A 16458-nucleotide genomic window follows, 5' to 3' on the forward strand; every position below is an offset into this window, starting at 1 on the left:
AGACTCGCTAGCAGTCGCGACAGGTGGGGCTGTCGCCGTCAAAACGGGCTAGCGACAAGCTCAGAAAGCAGCTGGTGCACGTCCTCTCTCGCGCCGGAGCGGGTTCGCAGATGCAGCGATTGCACTCGGGGCAGCGATCTGCGCGGGCGCAGTGATGACAGTGGTTTCCGGTCCCGGGCGTGAACACCTCGCCACAGGGGCAGTAATGCTCTGCGCGGTCCCAATGGAGGGCTCGGGGGATGTACGCGCCGGTGGCCCATCCCGGCCGTCCGCTCGTGAAGACCGCGTAGACGTACTGACCGTCGCGGACCGCGTCGGCAGCGAAACCGTGACGTTGCCGCCCTGTTCCGTACATGATTGCGGCGTCGCGAGAAGAGGAGGTGCCGGCCGATGCCGCCCTGGCGACGACCGAGTCGGGGGGTTGGACTGTGCCGCGTCGCGGTGCGATCACGTCTCCTGAACCGGTGGCGAACAGCACCTCGCCCTTGAGGTCGGTCACCATGACGGCCCCGTCCGCGCGGAGGAGTTGGATCACTCTGACGGCACACGCAGCGCGGCTGGCACCTGTCGCGTGGCGGAGTGTCTCAATGGATCGCGCTGTGCTGATGCCGTCGCCGATGGTGGCGTGGACGACATCAGAGCCGAGGAGAACTTCCGCGGCGAACGCCTCGCAGACCTGCTCTTCGAGGGACCTCTGTTCGCGGGGCGGCAAGTCGCTCATTGCGGAGAGCCAGCCGAAGTCGCCTTGCTGCTCGTGATGTCCCAGTTCGTGTAGTGCGGAGAACCAGGTCTGACCTTGGCTTGTCCGGGTGACGCTGATGGTCGGTGGTTCGGTGCTCGGATCGTAGCGACCGAGCACGCTGCATCCGCCGCTGTTGGAATGCTCGTTCAGCTCGAACTGCACCTCCGTGAAGTTCCGGAGTGCTTCGAGCGGGTCACGTCGAAGTGTCTCGAGAAGGTTTGGCCGGCGAGCATGGAGCGCCTGGACGAGGCGTTCTGCTTGGCGCGCCACTGCTCTGCGGTCGAACGTGGTACTCAGCCAGGCCGGCACTTCGGCCATCAGTGGGCGCTCTGGTGGGCGCTGAGACGACGGAGTAGTTCGTCTTGGACCAGCAGAACCGACTGGGGAAGGTCGGATGCTTGCTGGCGCGGGGCTCGAGCTGCGATCGGTTGATACTTGGCCGCGATATCGCGGCGGAGCTGACCTTCGTCGAGATGCTCGCAGCGAGCGAGTTCTACGACCACCCGCTTGGCGATGGGGGTGTCGAGGTAGTGGATGACGGCGAGGTCTGGCATCCGTGTCACCGGTGTCAGCCCCGCCTCGAGGAGTCGCTCTCTCTCGGCAGGCTCGGGGGATGAGTCGCCTCGTGCGATGGCGGCGGCTCTTTGTGGGGAGCTGTTGAGCGCACGGTGAAAGGCCTCTAGGTCAGCTACTCCGAGCTTCGCGGGTGGACCGGGGGTCCTTGCGGCGGGGTCGCGTGTCCATTCCTCTGAGAGCCAGTCCGCGGAGCCGATCGAGTTGATTTGTTCGCCAAGGACACGCGTCCGCTGGCGTCGGGGGTCCGCGTCATGCGGGGTCGGCAACCCCACGCGCCACCCTTGGGGCAAGTCGGTGGCCAGACCCTTCATCCATCTGCGCAGGAGGGCGACCTCGGCTTCATCGAGGAGCGCGCCGATGAACACTTCGAGGGTCCAGATGCCGACGCCTGTCTCCAGCATCGCGAGAACGTTGACGTCCCCGGTGAAGCCGGCTTTGGATCCGGGGAGAACGATTCCTGTCTCGTCAGCGTTTCGGGGGGTCACGTCGATTGGCATGACAAGGAGGTACGTCTCGGTCGATTTGGTGATGACGACGAGTGCGACGTCGTCATTCCAACGAACCCTCCAGACCTGGCCGGGTTCCGGCTGTACCTGCTCCGGCGTGGTTGTGGTGTGCCGCATCGCCTTCGCGATAACTGATTGCGGTTGAGCGGCCAGCAGTGCGGCGAGCTTGTCGGTGGCTGAAGGCTGGTCAGGCATGCGCTCGCAGTCCCCGCGTCGGTTCGCTAGCGGATGGGATAGGGAAGCACCCTGTATCGGACGAGGTCATACTCGTCCCTGTCGTTCCAAAGTGCCGGATCGTTCGAACCATCATGCTCCACCCCTTCGGTTCTCGGCATCGGTTGCGCGCTCTTGAAGCAAATGGATTGCGTGTGCGGCGATTTCGCGACTGACCGACTGTGGTGTCTCGAGACCGAGTGCGCGTGTCAGAACGGTTCGCACTTCTCGGCGCATGTTGTTCGCGCGAGTTCGTCCGAGACCAGTGGCAGTGGCGATGTCAGTGGCTGAGTCTTCGAGGTATGGCAGGACTCGTCGAGCGTCGGGTTCGAGCTGAGTCCAGATGAAGTCCGCCCACCTTTGCGCGTCGGATGAGGCCGACGCGTCCGGGTCGGTCGCGGGAAGGTCAAAGACGTGCGAATCGTCGTCGATGTCGACTGTTTCGGGTCGCAGTCCGAAGTACAACTTGAGTACTGCGATCAATTCGTTCTTGTGGACGCGTCCCCCGGCGGCGTCGATGATGGCGGTCACGAGCCGCTCCAAGTCATCCTTCGGTGCGAATGGTGCGCGCCGTTCTGAGTCGAGGTTCCACCGGGTGAAGCGCACGTGAGGAACGGCGTACGCGGCTCGCAGAAGGTCATCTCGGGAACTGGTCGTGAGGTCGGCCTCCCTGTTTGGAGTGTCTGACCACCATCCGGCTCCGATGTCGACGAATGGGTTGTCGGGGTCCTTGAGCAGCTTCATGATGCGACCTGACAGGTGTCCTGCGTCGGTCGCGCGCGCGCGTTCGGCGAAGGCGATGGCGACACGGTGGGCAACGACTCTGCGGAGAGAGTCCTCGTCTACCGAGGACGCCAGCATGTCGTCAACGAAGGAGACGGTTTGGGACTCAGCGGCGACCATGTCGTGCACGAGTTCGGCAACGTCGTTGTCGGTCCAGTGACCCTTTTCGTCCGGGTCGGGGTAGTTTCGGCTCTCTACGAGCTGGCGGCCTACGCTCATGAGCATGGCGAGGGTGCTCGGGCCGACGATTCCCTCGTTGATGAGTTCTGAGTAGGCGCTCATCACAGTTCCATCCACAGCGAGAGCACCTGGGTGCGGTACGGCTCGGGTAGGACGCCGGCGAACCGACAGGCGGGGGCGCGAAGGTCCGCGACGTGGATGTGCTGCTGATGGCGGGGCGCGAAGACTCCCGGCTTTGTGAGGTCGGGAAGGGTGCCGGCTGGCGTGTAGACACCTTCGACCCCGAGGTCGGAGGTGCGGCCGTAGACGATGACGATGGCAACTCCTTGGCGTGGACCTTGAACGATGATGACTGGCCGCTCGGGCTTCTTGTCGGTGCGTGACAGCACAGAGGAGTCGACCCACCAGACGCACCCGGGCTGCAGGGCTTGCTCGTCGTCCACCGAACAGGACCTCCTCAATCCGGGTCTATGGTCGCGCGTTGGCGTCGCGCTACGCGGGCACCCGAGATATCTACGGCGTGTCGGATGGGTCCGTCTCTCAGTACGTCGCCGCAGGACACTCTCGATCACGCCGGTGAGTGGAATACCCGGCTGCTTGCACCACCGCATCGGGCACCTCGTCGTTTGACTTTGTCCGCCCCTTCGGCCTTCTGGCCGGGTCGGGGATTCGCTGCGATAGGAGAGCGCCCTTATTCCGTAGGCTCGGTCGCGTCCGGACGATCCTGGGAGGAGGACGCGTGTGACTTTTGCTGGCGGCTGGGCAGACAAGGTGGGCAACAGGTACGAGTCGTGGTGGACGATCTGCGTTCTGCTCGATGTGCTCGGCGGCCGGGCCGACTCAATCCGTCCCGAGCCAATCGGACCGGACGGGCAAGGGGTCGAGTTCAGGGTCCGAAGTGACGGCACGCTGCGGTGGGATCAGGCCAAAAGCGGCACCTCATTCACCTCGTGGACACCTCATCTCTTGGCGAAGGTCGTCGCGAAGGCCGACCGCCACCTCCTCAACGGTGACTCGGTTCATCTGGTTGCCGCTGTGCCGATGAGTGGCGTGACCCAAAGACTCCTTGTGACCACACACGCAATGGCTTCGGCGCGGCGTGAACCGTTCGAACCACCTGAGAAGTTCGAGGACGACCTGGCTTCATTCGCGGGCTCGCTGGGGCGCTCGCCCGAGGAGGCCGTGGAACTTCTCGCGCGGTTCACGTTCTCCCATCACACCCACGACGGGCTGCGCGAGCTCGCCATCTCGCGGATCGACCAGGCGGTGGTCAACGGACGACCCGAAGCCACGATGCACGCCATCCACGGCTGGCTGCTCAGCCAGCTCGGAAAGACGCTGTACGCCGACGATGTACGCAAAGGCCTCGAGTCGCTCAACCTTGTTGTGCGCCCTCGACTAGGAGACCCGCAGACAGCCGCGTCACTGTCCGACACGGTCGACTCGTTCACTCAGCGAGTCCATCACGCTCGTCGCGGACGGGAGCCGCTGCCACGGGCATCGACGACCGAGGTCGTCGACCACCTCGTCGGCCCCGCGAAGTTGGTCGTTTTGCATGGCGCTCCGGGTTCGGGCAAGACGAGCGTCGTCGAGCAGGTGCTCACTCATCCGCGCCTATCCGATTGGCGCAAGGTGGTCATCCGTCTCGATGCATTGCCGGGCACAGTGCACACCGCTGACGCGCTCGGTGAGGCCAGCGGGTTGGCTGGCTCGCCGGCGACCCTGCTCGGCGATCTGTGCGGCCAGGAGCCTTCGTTGCTGGTCGTCGACCAGCTGGATGCGGTGAGCACGTTCTCAGGGCGCATGCCGGAGACGTACCGGGCGGTCGAGCAGGTGCTCTCCATGATGCATGCGTGGCCGACCATGCGCGTCCTGCTGGCCGTCAGATCGGTCGACTTGGCGCACGATCAGCGCCTCCGAGCCATCACTGAGCGAGAAGACAGCCGGCAGGTCGAGGTATCCAAGCTCACCGTTGAAGAAGTTGAGAGGGCCCTCGTTGCCGCGGGTATCGACCGAACTCTGCTCGCGCCCGCCGCCATCGAACTCATCCGCAATCCGCTCGAGCTGGGGCTGCTGGTTGAAGTTCGAGCCTCGGTTCAGGGGTCTTCCCAGCGGCTCACCACCGCTCGTCTCTTCCTAGCCAAGGAGGGTCATTGTCGCCAGAAGGCGGGTTCCGCCAGTGCCACCGCCGGATGGATGAGCGTGCTGGGAACCCTGGCCCAACGACTTAGCGACGGCGAGCAACTCAGCCTTTCCGAAATCGAGGTGGCAGACCTTCAGCCGGAAGTCTCCGCGCTGGTCTCAGCAGGCTTGCTGACGGCAGATGGCGGACGGGTCGGGTTCTTCCACGAGCGATACTTTGACTTCGTCTTCGCCCGCTCCTTCGTGGAGAGCTCGTCGGACCTGACCAGATACGTCAGCAGCACATCCCAATCGCTCTTTCGACGATCCCAGGTCCGACAAGTGCTGGACTATCTCCTCGACCGAGCCCCATACCGGGGCTTCATCGTCGCCCATCAGATGTTGGTCTCCCCCGACGTCCGGTCACATCTCAAACAAGTTGTCGCTCAGGTTCTGTGGTCGGCGACGCCGTCGACGGGCGGGTGGCAGCTGCTCGCTGATCTCGCCGAGGAGAAGACCTATATCGGCGAGCAGGTGCGGTGGTTGTTGTCGCAACCGCTGTGGCTGGATGTCGCCCTTCGTCGTGGCGACGTTGCTCGTCTCCTTGAGACCGACGTCAGGACGTCGGTGGCGGCCGCGGTTGCGGCATGCATCGTGGAGCGTCCAACAGAGGTCGCGACCTTGCTGCGCCCGCTCGTGGGTCGCGATGGATCCAAGGTCTGGGCGCATGACGTGATCGAACGAGGGGCAGTCAGTGCGAACTTGTCCTTCGCCATCGAGCTGCTGGACGCCGGAGAACTGGATTTAGTCCGAGAGCGCGCCGAGTTGGACGAGGCCGTGTGGTTCGTCATCGCCGAGGACCTGGAGCCGGCCTCTCAGTTGCGGTGGCTGCGAGCCTTGCTGAATCGTGTCCAGGTCCTGTGCGAGCAGCATGGTGTGAGCGACCCCGTCGAAGCCCTGAACGTCAGCGCTAGCACGCACGGCAGGCAGACTCTGAGGACCCTGGCAGAGCACGACCCGGCCGGGTTCCTCGCGGCGGTCTCGCCGTTCATCGTCTCTACGTCAGCTGCGACCGCCCGGTCTGAGGAGGAGGGACGGTTGCGGCTGTGCGCGTGGCGGCAGCGCCGGCGGCCGGTCATGGTCGATTTCGTCCGCGAGCTCTTCGAAGCTCTCACCGTCGCCATCGATGAAGTCCACTGGGACCCGGGTGATGTCGACGCCGTGGTCGCTCAACTCGAACCGCCGAGGACCGAAGCGCTGACGTACTTGCTCAGTCGGGTCATGCTCGCGCAAACAGACGCAGACCGCGCGTTCCGGTGGCTTGTTGGTCTGAACGATCTCGGTCTCGGTTGGCAGTCGAACCCCTACCGCATCGCCCGGGACATCATTTCCCGGCACCAGTACACCGTCTCCGAGCAGGTTCTGGCGGCGTTCCTGGTACTAGTTCACGCCGAAACACCCGCCACGGAGCGATCGCCCCGTGGATGGAAACGACGCGGACGGGCCGAGTGGGAACTGTTGTCAGCCTTTGACCCCGATGTGCTGCCGCGGCGAAGTCGCTTGCGGCGAGAGGAACTGTCGCGAAAGTTCGACCTCGAGATGACGGCAGACAGAAGCGCGAATTCGGAACTCACTGGCTCGTTGTTCTCTGCGCACTCCGCAGAGAAGATGGCCGATCGGCACTGGATCTCGGCGATGCGGCACTATCCTGCACCGCGCGACGATGTCTATGAGACGAGGCGAGACATGTCGAACCGACTATGTCAGCAGCTTCGGACACGGGTCGAGGTCGATTCAGACCGATTCGCGCGCTTGCTTCGCGCCTTGCCGACCGATGTTTCGCCGTTGTATGCGGTGGTACTCCTTGAGTCGCTCGCAGGCCGCATGCCTGCGCACGACTGGGCGGTCCTTGCGCTCGACATGCTCGAACGAGTACCCGCCAATATATCGACCTCACTGATGTGGGCAGTTGAGAAGTTTGAGGCACCGTACCCGCCGAACCTCGTCGCGGTCGCCGAGATGGGCGCGACCCACCCCGATCCGGAGCTCGATGACTATCCGAGCGTGCAGGTCGAGGGCGCGGGGGACATCGACGACGCCGTGAACTTCGGACTGAACTGCACCCGTGGAGCAGCGGCGCACGCACTGGCTCGCCATCTTTGGGCTGCCCCATCGGATTGGCGCCACACAGATAGCACCGTTCAGGCGCTGGCAACGGATCCGGTTCCAGCGGTGCGGATTGCGACCTGCAGCGCCGTCGGCGCGATCAGCCACCTGGATCCGGGCCGGGCCGTAGAACTGACGGTCGCGATGTTCACCCAGGGCCTCGAGCCGTTAGGCAGTAGCGGAGGCTTCGACCTCATCCGGTATGCGGCCGGCAGAAACTTGGCGAGCGTGCTGCCCATCATCGATCGAGCGCTTTCATCGGAGCTGGACCAGGTGGCCCAGAACGCTGGGGAAATTTGGGCTCATCTGGTGCATTGGGACAGGCTGCCCCTCTCGCTGCCGCAGCAGTACGCGCTACTGACCCCAAACGCGCGGGTTGGCGTTGCTCGCCTTTGGGCCGCTCACGCCGCCGACGACCTCGGCAAGGCCGCGCAGGTAGTTGAAGATGACGACCCGCAGGTTCGCGAAGTTGTCACGCGTTCCGTTCTCAGTACTCACGAGGGCACAGCACCCAGCGAGGGGGTCATCGAGCTGGTGAGCTCTGCCCCGGACGAGGTCTTTCGGGGGTCCGCGGACGAGATGGTCAGACTGCTGGGACGTTGGCCGGGCCAGCTGCCGCCAGCCGCCTCGCACGTCGTTGATCGGGTCTTTCGATGCATCGTCGCCGAAGGGCAACCTTTCCCGCTCGCGTTGTTGGCCGACCTTGTCGTGCGCCTCCTTCGTGAGGGCGACGACGAGACCCACCTCGATTTTTTGGACAGGCTCGTGGAACAGGGGCGCTCACTGCACAGGTCGCTTGACGAGGGCTAGCAGGATCTGGCGGCAGCCTGTTCACGAACCGTTGCGGTCTAGCCGCCTGCGCACGCGGGCCTTCAATCGTGGGTACGGTCAGAACGGCGGACGATTGGCGAGGTGAACCATGAAGATCATGATGCTCAGGCTGACTGTTGCCGCGCCGACGAAGGCTAAGACGAAGACGACTCGTCTGGCAGGTCTGGCAACGTTGCGGACGCGCAGCTGGTCGCTGAACCAGAATGCGCTGCCTAAAGAGGCCACAGCTGAACCGAAGGATGCGGCGATGACGGCAAGCACGTACAGCCCGTTCGCGAGGGGTGCGAATACTTCGTGCATGGGGCCTCCATCGTGTTCTTGTTCTGAAGGATGGTGCGAGGAGAGCGCTGGTGCGCAACCTTCTGCAGCGTCGGATGGGGTGTAGCGATGAGTGCTGCGGTGTCGGATGGTGACGGAGGGGGAGCGGAGGTGCTCACGTGGCTGAGAACAACCGCTCTGCTGTCCGTGATGCTGGGCGCCGGAGCAGGGTTGATGGTGGGGGTCCCGGGACAATCCGACGCGGGGAGGGCGCAGCTTGTTGCCGCTGTGGTCGGTCTCATTTTCGCTTCCTATGCGGCGTTGGATAAGTGGGAGACGGTCTTGTCGGACGATGCTGGCACCCAGATGCTGCGCATGATCCGCCCGCGCTTGAAGCTTGCAGTGCCGATGTTCGCAACGGGCACAGCGATTGCCGTGACTGTGAATACCGCCTTTACGGCGGCTTCTTTGTCGACGTACCTCAAGGGTGTTGCCGGGGTTGCTGTGGTGGCCGGTCTGCTCGTCTACGTCCTCGTGTGGAAGGCGTTGCCGAAGCGGTGACTCCGGCCGGGGTGCTTGAGGCTCGCGATGTCGACTAGTCGCAGCACGGCCGTTCATGAGGTTGCATGGGTCGCATGGTGTCGAGCGAGTTCAAGTTCTATGCGCGCGATGACGCTCTGCGTTTGAACGGTTTCGACATCGAAACTCAGGACGGGTTCTGCTGGATTGCGCCCCTCGAGGCGGTTGCTGATGGGTCGTTGGCGTCTTTGGCGCGAGCTCTCCGTGCAGAGGCAGGTGACAGCGCGGTTTCTAGTCAAGTTGACGACTGGGGGATGACTAGTGTCGTCGGTGACTTTCGCGTCGCCGACGTGCCCGTTGACGACTTCGATGTCGATTACTCCATCCCGGAACCGTTCAGCCTCGGTTGGGATTCGGAGCATGGTGTCGTCGCCGACATCCAAGTGGGACTGAACGGGCTTAGGTTCGAGAACGAGGACTTCAAGGTGGTGCTTGATGGTCCCCTTGCGCGTTTCGGTAGTCGCGTCGTCGCGGCGGTCGTCACTGGTGCTGGTTCTCAAGGGCTCGTCACCGTTCGCGTCAGCACTCCGCGAAGAGGCGCCAGGATCGCCGACGTCGTCGTAATCTCCGACACTGTTTGTCGGATCGTCAACCAACTCAACGACGGTGACTACGACGCCAGCTCCGCCTTCGATCTCGTCGTGGCCGGGCGTGCCGACATGCTCATCGGCATGGTCGAGTCCGATTGGCTCGAAGCCAAGAGTGAACTTCACCCGGTCGGGGACGTGGTTGGCGAGATCGAGCTCGCTCAAGACGTCGCCCGCTTCTGCAATGGCGACCGGGACGGGCTCATCGTCATCGGCATGACCACGAAGCGTGTGAAGGGTGAGGACGTCATCACGGGACTGCGACTCCTGGGGGCTCCGGCTCCAACTTCCACCGTCCACAAGGTCATCGACCGTCGAGTCTTTCCACCAGTCGAAGGTCTCGAAGTTCACAACACTCTGGTGGAGACGACTCGGGGTGCCGGGTACATCACTGTGCTGCGTATCCCGGCTCAACCCGTGGAGAGCAAACCTTTCCTTGTCCACGGTGCCGTTGTCGCTGGCAAGGTTGAGGGCGCCTTCATCAGCATTATTCGCCGTCGAGGTGAGCACAGCGTCCCCGTGCGGGCGGAATCGATCCATGCGGCCCTCGCTGCGGGAACGGCGCTGCTGCGGAACGCGAGTCTTCCTATCTCGCCCGCCGATGCGGCCGCGCGCGAAAGCTGAGGGCGGCGGGGAGCCGCAGCCTCAGGAGCGAGTTCGTAGCCCTTTCGTGAGAGGCGATCGACGTGGAAGATGAAGGCCGTCATGCGCCTTCGTCGGCGGCAACCCGGTGGACGTCGATGTGGTCGAGCATGGGCGTCGCTACCGGTATCGATCCAAAGCGGGAGCGAACATGGTGAGTTCGCGCTCGGGTATTCCGTGTGAGGTTGCGACGTCTCGCCAGTTCGCGGTCGCTTCGAGCACTTCGTCCCAGATGGACGCGGCGGCGGAGCTCTTGAGTCTGAACTCGGCTGCGTTGTCCATGAGGGCGGCTTTGGTTCCAGCGGGTTGGTCTGTGAAACCGATGGTGGAGGCCCGGTGTCGGTTGATGTCCGGTTCGGGGTTGATGTCGAAGGCCGGGGATAGGGTCCAGCCTCCATAGGTGTGGAGGAAACCGTGGTTGCGCATGTGGTCGTCGGTGTTGTTGACGATGAGGGAGAACGCGATGCGCCGCCATAGTTGAGCGAGGTCTTTGTTGACTGCGGCGCCGTGGAGGGTGAGGGCTTCGGCGAGTTCGAGGTAGTCGGACTTGGTGCCGTCGTCGGCTCCGATGAGGGTCATGGCGCTGATGTAGGGGAGACGTCGACCGCCAAGGTTTGCCGTGGTTGCGGCGTGTTGGCGGTCGAAGCGGTCGAGGAGAAGTACGTGCTGGTTTTCGATGAGGGCCAGTCGGCTAGGTGGCGTGTTGATTCCAGCGGCGGCGGCTAAGTCGAGTGTGGTTTTCTCCCAGGCCATGACGTCCCAGTCATCGCTGTGGTGGGGGAACTTGGCGATCAGGAGTTGTTCGTTGTCGCGCACCGATGCTTTGGGTCGTGCGCCGCCGAGGGTGCCGGTGCCGGCGTCGAGGAGGATCTTGATGGCGGTCATCGCGTCGGGATCGCGGGCTACCTTGTCGGCGGCGGCGAGTAGTTCCGGCAGTGCGACGATTTTGGGGACGCCGCCGGTGGCGATGTCGTCGGCCTGGAAAGGGCCATTGTCGTCCAGGGTGTAGCGTAGTGCGCCTTGGCGGGTGGCGTCGCTGACGCCCAGAAGGTAATCGACTTCGCCGACGGTGCGTGCAGTGCCGCTGGAGCGGTGGAGTGCTTGGTGGCGCTTCCTGATGAGGTTGCGTCCCCATCGGTCGGGTGCGCTGTCGCCGAATGCTTTGGGAAGTCCGTCGGTGACGTGCTGACTTTGCCTCAAGGGAAGGTCGGGACTTATGGAGTAAGCGCGCCCGTCGGCCTGGTACGTGTCGTCGTACGCAAAGGTGACTGTGGTGTGGTCGCCACGTTGGCTGGCGTAGGCGATGCCGACGGGGACGGGGGTTTCGTCAATGTCGACGAAGACGCGGATGCGGGTGGTGGCTGGTTGTGCGGCCATCTATCGCACTCGTTCGGGTAGCTGTTGTTCGGAGCGGGCTCGACCGAGGTCGGTCTCGTACGGGTCGATGCTGTCGACGAGGCGGTCTAGTTGGCCGAGCGCGCGGAGCACAACCAGGAATGTGTCGAGGCCGACGCTGGAGTCACCGTTCTCGAGCTTGCGAAGTGTGGGGCGGGAGATGCCGGCTCGTTCACTCAGTTGTGCGGCGGTGAGGTTTTGAAGCTTGCGCCAGGTGGTGACGTGTTGGCCCAGTTCGCGGGCGCTTTGGCGTACGCGGACAGGAACGTGAGGGCCAGCCATGATCTGCTCCTATGGAAAGAGTGCTTGCCACTAAGGTCGATAGCGGAAACAGTAGTTTCCATAGTGCGTCATGGGAACTCTGGACGCAAGCAGCGTCGTCGACGCACCGTCGGGAGCCCCGATGGAAGTCGGGGATCCGGAGTGGGGCCGTCGCAATGCACCTAGTTGGTGGGATGGACAGGCACGTGCTTCATGGGTGCTAGATCTCACAACCCGGAGGGCTTCGTCGGCGGAGCCGATTGTGAGACTAGCACCATGAACCAAACTTGCTGTTATTCCAGCGTTTTCCGCAGGCCCCAGTAGCGGGAAATGCTGTCTTCGGCCTCGTTCTCATTCAGTCGAAGTTGCGTTCGTTGCCGTCGCGTGCGGCCCGCCACATGACAGCGTCCCGTTGCCAACGTTGTGACGTGCGGACGGCGAACAGTCGGAACACCAAGATTGAGATCGTCAGGGCCGCAATGATCGCGATCGCGATCGAGGTCGCGGTGGAGGTGACGTCGAGTCCGACGACCAGCAATCCGAAGAAGATGTACAAGCCCGATACGAGTACGCAGAAGATCTGCCAGTCCTGCTTCGCGTGGGCTGAGTGCGTGTTCGCAGCCTCGGTGAAGACTCGCAGGTATCGCAGGTCCGCGCTGAGCCACCGGTCTTCGCTTTGGAGCCAGCTGTGCTGTGGGCGCGGACCTCGTTTGACGAAGTCGACGAGGGGCAGTTCATCGGGCTCGGCGCGTCGTCCCGATGGTGGTGCGGTGGGACCGATGTCCGCAGGTTTGCTTGGGTCAGTTGACGTTTCCGGGTGGTTGGGGACGGTGGGCTCCATGGGCACCTCTCACTCATTCGTTCTCGTAGCCACGTTCTTCGTCGCGTGGTTCTCGACGTGGTCTGTCGGTCCGGCTCTGGAGTTCGGTTGGCGACGTCTGGGCAGCAACGATGCGCAGGTCAGGCGGACTGCATTACTTCCCGCCCTAGGCGCACTTTCGCTCGCTGCTGTGAGTTGGCTGGCGTTCAGCCTCGGTCTGAGCACCGGCGCTTGACCAGGCGCCCGCCGATCGGCCCATCGTTGATCCAGGGTGGGAACGAGTCGTCACAGTAGGTGCGGCCTCCCCTCGTGGTCCCGTCGATGGCGGCGGCGTTGTGAGTCGTTTCCCGTCGTGGGGGCCAATTGGACTGATGCTCGCAGTGATGTGGGTGGCCGCTGCATGACTCATGTTGCGCCAGTGTGCGTCGTTGAAGATGCGGCTGCGTGTTGTCCGATCCAGGGAGGTCCCCGTTGGTGTCGAGGTCAGTGCGGTATGGGAGGCGGCCCACGACGTTCTCTCGCATCTGACGGCGTCGGATCACAGAGAAGATCCGCCAATGCTCGTTGCCTCGGGTGTTCCCGGCCTCGCCAGTTCGACCGCCACTCGACTCGGTGCCGCAGCCATGAAGTACGCCACTGGATGGGGCCGGTGAGCTGGAAGTCGCGTCGGGTCAGTTGTCAGCGCGTCGAAGTTGAGGCGCCGGCTCCCTTGGCCACAGACCGGTCCGCAGGCATGCTTCGAGCTTGGCGAGGGTGGCCATGTCTGCCCACGTGTTGCCGGCCAGCAGGTCGTACAGGGTGCTGCGTCGGATGTCGGCCGCCTCGGCGACCTCTGACTTGTTGCGGCCAGCCAGCGCGGACTCCAGCGCCACGGCTACAGCGACTGCGTGAGCGACTGCGTCGGGCGCTTCGGGATCGAAACGGCCAGTGGGCCAGGTGCCGTCGACGATCCACTCCCGTGGAGCTTTGGACCCGAACGATCTGCGCACAGCTGCACCCTATCGACTCACCGTCGGGGTCGACGTTCGCCAACCCGCATGTAGACCTCTACACAACCAGAGGGGGGCGACATGTTCGCCGGGGGGCCGAGAGCCGACATCAATCAAGCCGGCAGCGAGCGTCTCGGGGAGGGGATGCGGCACGGCGTTCAGGCGCGCATCTCGTGAACAAAGCGGCGTGCGAGCGACTCGAGGGCAGCGATGGGTGGCGGGTTGGTGCGCATGAGGTCGCGTGGGGTTTGATCGTCGAGCTCTGGTGCTGGGGCGCAGAGCAGAGCGATGGTGCCCCAGGGGTCGAGGTCGCGCATGTGGATGAGCATGGCTCGGGCGGCGTGTCTGGTTCCCCAGTGTGTGCCGTCGGCGTTGTTGGTGAACTGCCAGATGGGGCAGATGTGTGTGTTGTCGTCGGCGGTGGGGAGGAGGAGAAGTTCGCCGGCTGTGGCGAGGTCTTTGAGTTCGTCGAGGTTGTTGAGGCCGAGCTTGGCGATGGCGCGGTCGGCGCTGCAGAACGGCCCGTACAGGTCGGCGACGGTGGTGTGGGTGAGGACTTGGTAGAGGGGGGTGTCGCGTAGCCATTCGTCGGGGCGTTGGAAGACCATGTCGGGGATGGCGTCGTCGGCGTGGATGGTGCGGGTGATGGTGAGGGGGAGTGCCTGGAGGTAGAAGTGGCGGGCGTTGGCCATGAGCCAGGCGGCGAGGTTGGCGCGTGAGGGTTCGTCGAGTTCGGCAATGGTGAGGGTGGTGCCGTCGCGGGTGGTCCAGTGGGTGAGCTGTTCGAAGACGTCGAGGTCGAAGGGGCGGGGTTCGTCGGGTGGTGTGGTTGAGGAGGCTTCGTGTTCCATTAGGACCTCGCATCAGGTGTAGAGGTCTACACGGTACGGCGAAGCTGTAGCGTCGGCGGTGAGCCCGTGCCGTGTCGTTGACGGGGTGTGGCTGGCCGCAATCTGGGCGATGCGAGCTTTCGATAGGTCTGTGGCGGCGGCGATGGCGGCGTGACTGTGGCCGGCAGTGCGGAGGTCGTTGACGGCCGCAGTGCGTGCGAGCGAGATGTTGCGGAGCCGAAGTCGGGCGATCTCGACGACTGTGGTCGCGGCGCGGATGAGGAGAGTGGCGTCAGGTGTCGTGTCGCTTGACCGGTCGGCGAGTGTGGCAGCGAGGCATAGGTCGGGCCAGTGCCAGCCGTAGGCCGGGACGGCTGGGGCGGCTGGAGATAAGGGGCTCGGAAGACGCATGTGTCGTTTCTACACGACAATGCGCGGGGACGGTAGGTGCCGGCCGCGGTGACCTTCCGGGTGCTGTCCGCAGGTCGAGACCCGCCTGTGGTGTCACGACGGTGGGCCGGGCGAGGCCTGCCGGGAACCGGACGGCCACCATGTCGTCGGACCGAGGCGGGACGGCGCGGGCCCGGGTGGTCTCTGGTTGGCGAGCGTCGGCCTGTCGGGCCCTGGTCCGTGACTCGGTGGTGCCCTGGGGTGTCGGTGGTTGGTGGACGCTCTGCCTGGCTGAGACTGAACGTTCGGCAGCAAGAACGGGGATGCAATGAGGTGCGCAGTGACGCCCCTCACTGGTCATTAGGGTCGACGTTCGCCCCAGGTCTACGGTCGGGTGACGACCTGCCCGTCGTCGTCCAACTCTGACCAGGTCCGTCCGGCTCTCGCGAACTCCGAAGCGAGGTCAAGCTGGTCGAGTCGCGCCCTCACGAGTTCATCCCAATGACCGCGGACGAGACGTTGGATTTCAGGTGAGACGTTGTCGTACTTCTCTGCGCCCGCCAGGACGCGACCGCACTCAACCTCATGGTGTTCCGGTGTCGCCATCTGGTGAACCTTCCTGCTGTCACGCTGCGACGGGGCCGAGGTTGGCGTTCGCGAGTTGCGTGCACCGACGAATTGGCGCGACGCGGGCGAGCGGGTCGGAGAGTGTCCAACTCTACGTTTAGTGTAGACCTCTACACTGTGCAGGTCGCGTTGCCCACCACAGAAGGTGGTGGGCCAGCAAGTGACATCGCTGTGCGCTGGGTGGCTGACCGCATAGAGCGAGCTGCGACTTCCCGGGTTCGCCATCGCTATCGGTCAGCGGTGGGCGCAAGATTGCGCCGGTAGGCGTCGACCCCGCGCTTCTATATATCGGCGGGGGATCCGGGGCCTCGAGGTGGTCGGGGCGCTCAGTCGACGGGACTTCGCCCGTTCGGCGCCTACGATCCATGCATGCCTGTCGAAGTGTGGGGTGCTTGCGTTGCCGCGTTCCTCGGAGGGTTGGCGGGTGCGACCGGCACCATGGTCGCGCAATGGTCGAAGCGTCGCGCCGATGCCAAGGCCGCGACCAACCATGAGGTCAAGCGGGCGACTAGTGTCTTGCTCGTCGAGTCCCAGACGATCGATCTGCTGATGCATGACATCGTGCTCATCTCGGCAAATGCCGGCTCGTTGGCAGGTTTGGTCCTGCGCATTACTGGCGCCGTCACACCCATGGACTTTCTTCAGCTCTTCGACCGGTTGCGACACTCGGCCGGCGAGTTGCAGACGGCTGCTGTCGACCTGCAACTGGTGGCCGACGCGCGAACAATCGAACTAGCCGAAGCGGTGGTTGTGGACGCGATGGCTGTCGTCACTGCTCATCGAACCGTGCCCCGCAGTCGTCTCGTGAACTCGATGAAGATCGCCGCTACCGGACGTCGGGCCGTCGATGAAGCGGGGATTGCTGCCGCTCGCGCCGCACTGAACGAGAGTCGCGAAGCTCTCGCCATGCATACGCGAATGGGTATGGCGCTCTGACAAGCAGGAGCGTCAGGTGACGAGAG

14 protein-coding genes are annotated in these 16458 nt (G+C 64.0%); 4 read left to right on the forward strand and 10 right to left on the reverse strand.

Going from position 1 to position 16458, the window contains the following annotated elements:
* Nucleotides 1–7: 7 nt before the first annotated feature.
* The 4 genes from RQG84_RS00880 to RQG84_RS00895 form a co-directional block, all read right to left on the reverse strand.
* Nucleotides 8–1060 (reverse strand): ImmA/IrrE family metallo-endopeptidase, encoded by a 1053-nt coding sequence (locus RQG84_RS00880; protein ID WP_311208436.1) that lies wholly within the window; start codon nucleotides 1058–1060, stop codon nucleotides 8–10.
* Nucleotides 1060–2019, reverse strand: coding sequence for a hypothetical protein (locus RQG84_RS00885; protein WP_311208437.1), 960 nt, complete (start codon nucleotides 2017–2019; stop codon nucleotides 1060–1062). Before RQG84_RS00885 ends, RQG84_RS00880 begins: the two co-directional genes overlap by 1 nt.
* Before the next feature lie 111 nt (nucleotides 2020–2130).
* Complete coding sequence (locus RQG84_RS00890; protein ID WP_311208438.1) at nucleotides 2131–3102, reverse strand: hypothetical protein; 972 nt, start codon at nucleotides 3100–3102, stop codon at nucleotides 2131–2133.
* Nucleotides 3102–3389, reverse strand: coding sequence for a hypothetical protein (locus tag RQG84_RS00895; RefSeq protein ID WP_311208439.1), 288 nt, complete (start codon nucleotides 3387–3389; stop codon nucleotides 3102–3104). Before RQG84_RS00895 ends, RQG84_RS00890 begins: the two co-directional genes overlap by 1 nt.
* Before the next feature lie 352 nt (nucleotides 3390–3741).
* Between RQG84_RS00895 and RQG84_RS00900 the strand changes: the two genes are divergently transcribed.
* Entirely contained in the window at nucleotides 3742–8097 is a 4356-nt protein-coding gene (locus RQG84_RS00900) for a hypothetical protein (RefSeq protein ID WP_311208440.1), read from the forward strand.
* A 78-nt stretch (nucleotides 8098–8175) separates the two neighbouring features.
* On the opposite strand, the gene RQG84_RS00905 is transcribed toward RQG84_RS00900, so the two are convergent.
* Nucleotides 8176–8418, reverse strand: coding sequence for a hypothetical protein (locus tag RQG84_RS00905; RefSeq protein ID WP_311208441.1), 243 nt, complete (start codon nucleotides 8416–8418; stop codon nucleotides 8176–8178).
* Nucleotides 8419–8505: 87 nt separating this feature from the next.
* Between RQG84_RS00905 and RQG84_RS00910 the strand changes: the two genes are divergently transcribed.
* Nucleotides 8506–8937 carry a hypothetical protein gene (locus RQG84_RS00910; RefSeq protein WP_311208442.1) on the forward strand — a complete coding sequence of 144 codons (432 nt, stop codon included), beginning with the start codon at nucleotides 8506–8508 and terminating at the stop codon, nucleotides 8935–8937.
* 65 nt (nucleotides 8938–9002) lie between these two features.
* Entirely contained in the window at nucleotides 9003–10166 is a 1164-nt protein-coding gene (locus RQG84_RS00915) for a hypothetical protein (protein WP_311208443.1), read from the forward strand.
* Between the two features lie 138 nt (nucleotides 10167–10304).
* On the opposite strand, the gene RQG84_RS00920 is transcribed toward RQG84_RS00915, so the two are convergent.
* From RQG84_RS00920 to RQG84_RS00940, 5 genes are all read right to left on the reverse strand, one after another.
* On the reverse strand, nucleotides 10305–11561 hold the full coding sequence (locus RQG84_RS00920; protein ID WP_311208444.1) for a type II toxin-antitoxin system HipA family toxin: 1257 nt from the start codon (nucleotides 11559–11561) through the stop codon (nucleotides 10305–10307).
* Complete coding sequence (locus RQG84_RS00925; protein WP_311208445.1) at nucleotides 11562–11861, reverse strand: helix-turn-helix domain-containing protein; 300 nt, start codon at nucleotides 11859–11861, stop codon at nucleotides 11562–11564.
* 334 nt (nucleotides 11862–12195) lie between these two features.
* Nucleotides 12196–12681, reverse strand: a complete 486-nt coding sequence (locus tag RQG84_RS00930; protein WP_311208446.1) for a hypothetical protein — start codon at nucleotides 12679–12681, stop codon at nucleotides 12196–12198.
* A gap of 650 nt (nucleotides 12682–13331) precedes the next feature.
* Nucleotides 13332–13532 (reverse strand): helix-turn-helix domain-containing protein, encoded by a 201-nt coding sequence (locus tag RQG84_RS00935; protein ID WP_311208447.1) that lies wholly within the window; start codon nucleotides 13530–13532, stop codon nucleotides 13332–13334.
* Between the two features lie 275 nt (nucleotides 13533–13807).
* Entirely contained in the window at nucleotides 13808–14500 is a 693-nt protein-coding gene (locus tag RQG84_RS00940) for a hypothetical protein (protein WP_311208448.1), read from the reverse strand.
* 1365 nt (nucleotides 14501–15865) lie between these two features.
* Here RQG84_RS00940 and RQG84_RS00945 point away from each other — a divergent pair.
* A complete protein-coding gene (locus RQG84_RS00945; protein ID WP_311208449.1) occupies nucleotides 15866–16432 on the forward strand; it encodes a hypothetical protein in 567 nt (188 codons plus the stop codon).
* Nucleotides 16433–16458 lie beyond the last annotated feature (26 nt).

This window comes from Aeromicrobium sp. WCS2018Hpa-31, assembly GCF_031843905.1.
Taxonomy (GTDB): domain Bacteria; phylum Actinomycetota; class Actinomycetes; order Propionibacteriales; family Nocardioidaceae; genus Aeromicrobium.

Bases quoted from the DNA above. Each gene is read 5' to 3' on its own strand.
- RQG84_RS00880 (WP_311208436.1), bottom strand. From the start codon at position 1,060: ATGGCCGAAGTGCCGGCCTGGCTGAGTACCACGTTCGACCGCAGAGCA.
- RQG84_RS00885 (WP_311208437.1), bottom strand. From the start codon at position 2,019: ATGCCTGACCAGCCTTCAGCCACCGACAAGCTCGCCGCACTGCTGGCC.
- RQG84_RS00890 (WP_311208438.1), bottom strand. From the start codon at position 3,102: ATGAGCGCCTACTCAGAACTCATCAACGAGGGAATCGTCGGCCCGAGC.
- RQG84_RS00905 (WP_311208441.1), bottom strand. From the start codon at position 8,418: ATGCACGAAGTATTCGCACCCCTCGCGAACGGGCTGTACGTGCTTGCC.
- RQG84_RS00910 (WP_311208442.1), top strand. From the start codon at position 8,506: ATGAGTGCTGCGGTGTCGGATGGTGACGGAGGGGGAGCGGAGGTGCTC.
- RQG84_RS00915 (WP_311208443.1), top strand. From the start codon at position 9,003: ATGGGTCGCATGGTGTCGAGCGAGTTCAAGTTCTATGCGCGCGATGAC.
- RQG84_RS00920 (WP_311208444.1), bottom strand. From the start codon at position 11,561: ATGGCCGCACAACCAGCCACCACCCGCATCCGCGTCTTCGTCGACATT.
- RQG84_RS00925 (WP_311208445.1), bottom strand. From the start codon at position 11,861: ATGGCTGGCCCTCACGTTCCTGTCCGCGTACGCCAAAGCGCCCGCGAA.
- RQG84_RS00930 (WP_311208446.1), bottom strand. From the start codon at position 12,681: ATGGAGCCCACCGTCCCCAACCACCCGGAAACGTCAACTGACCCAAGC.
- RQG84_RS00940 (WP_311208448.1), bottom strand. From the start codon at position 14,500: ATGGAACACGAAGCCTCCTCAACCACACCACCCGACGAACCCCGCCCC.
- RQG84_RS00945 (WP_311208449.1), top strand. From the start codon at position 15,866: ATGCCTGTCGAAGTGTGGGGTGCTTGCGTTGCCGCGTTCCTCGGAGGG.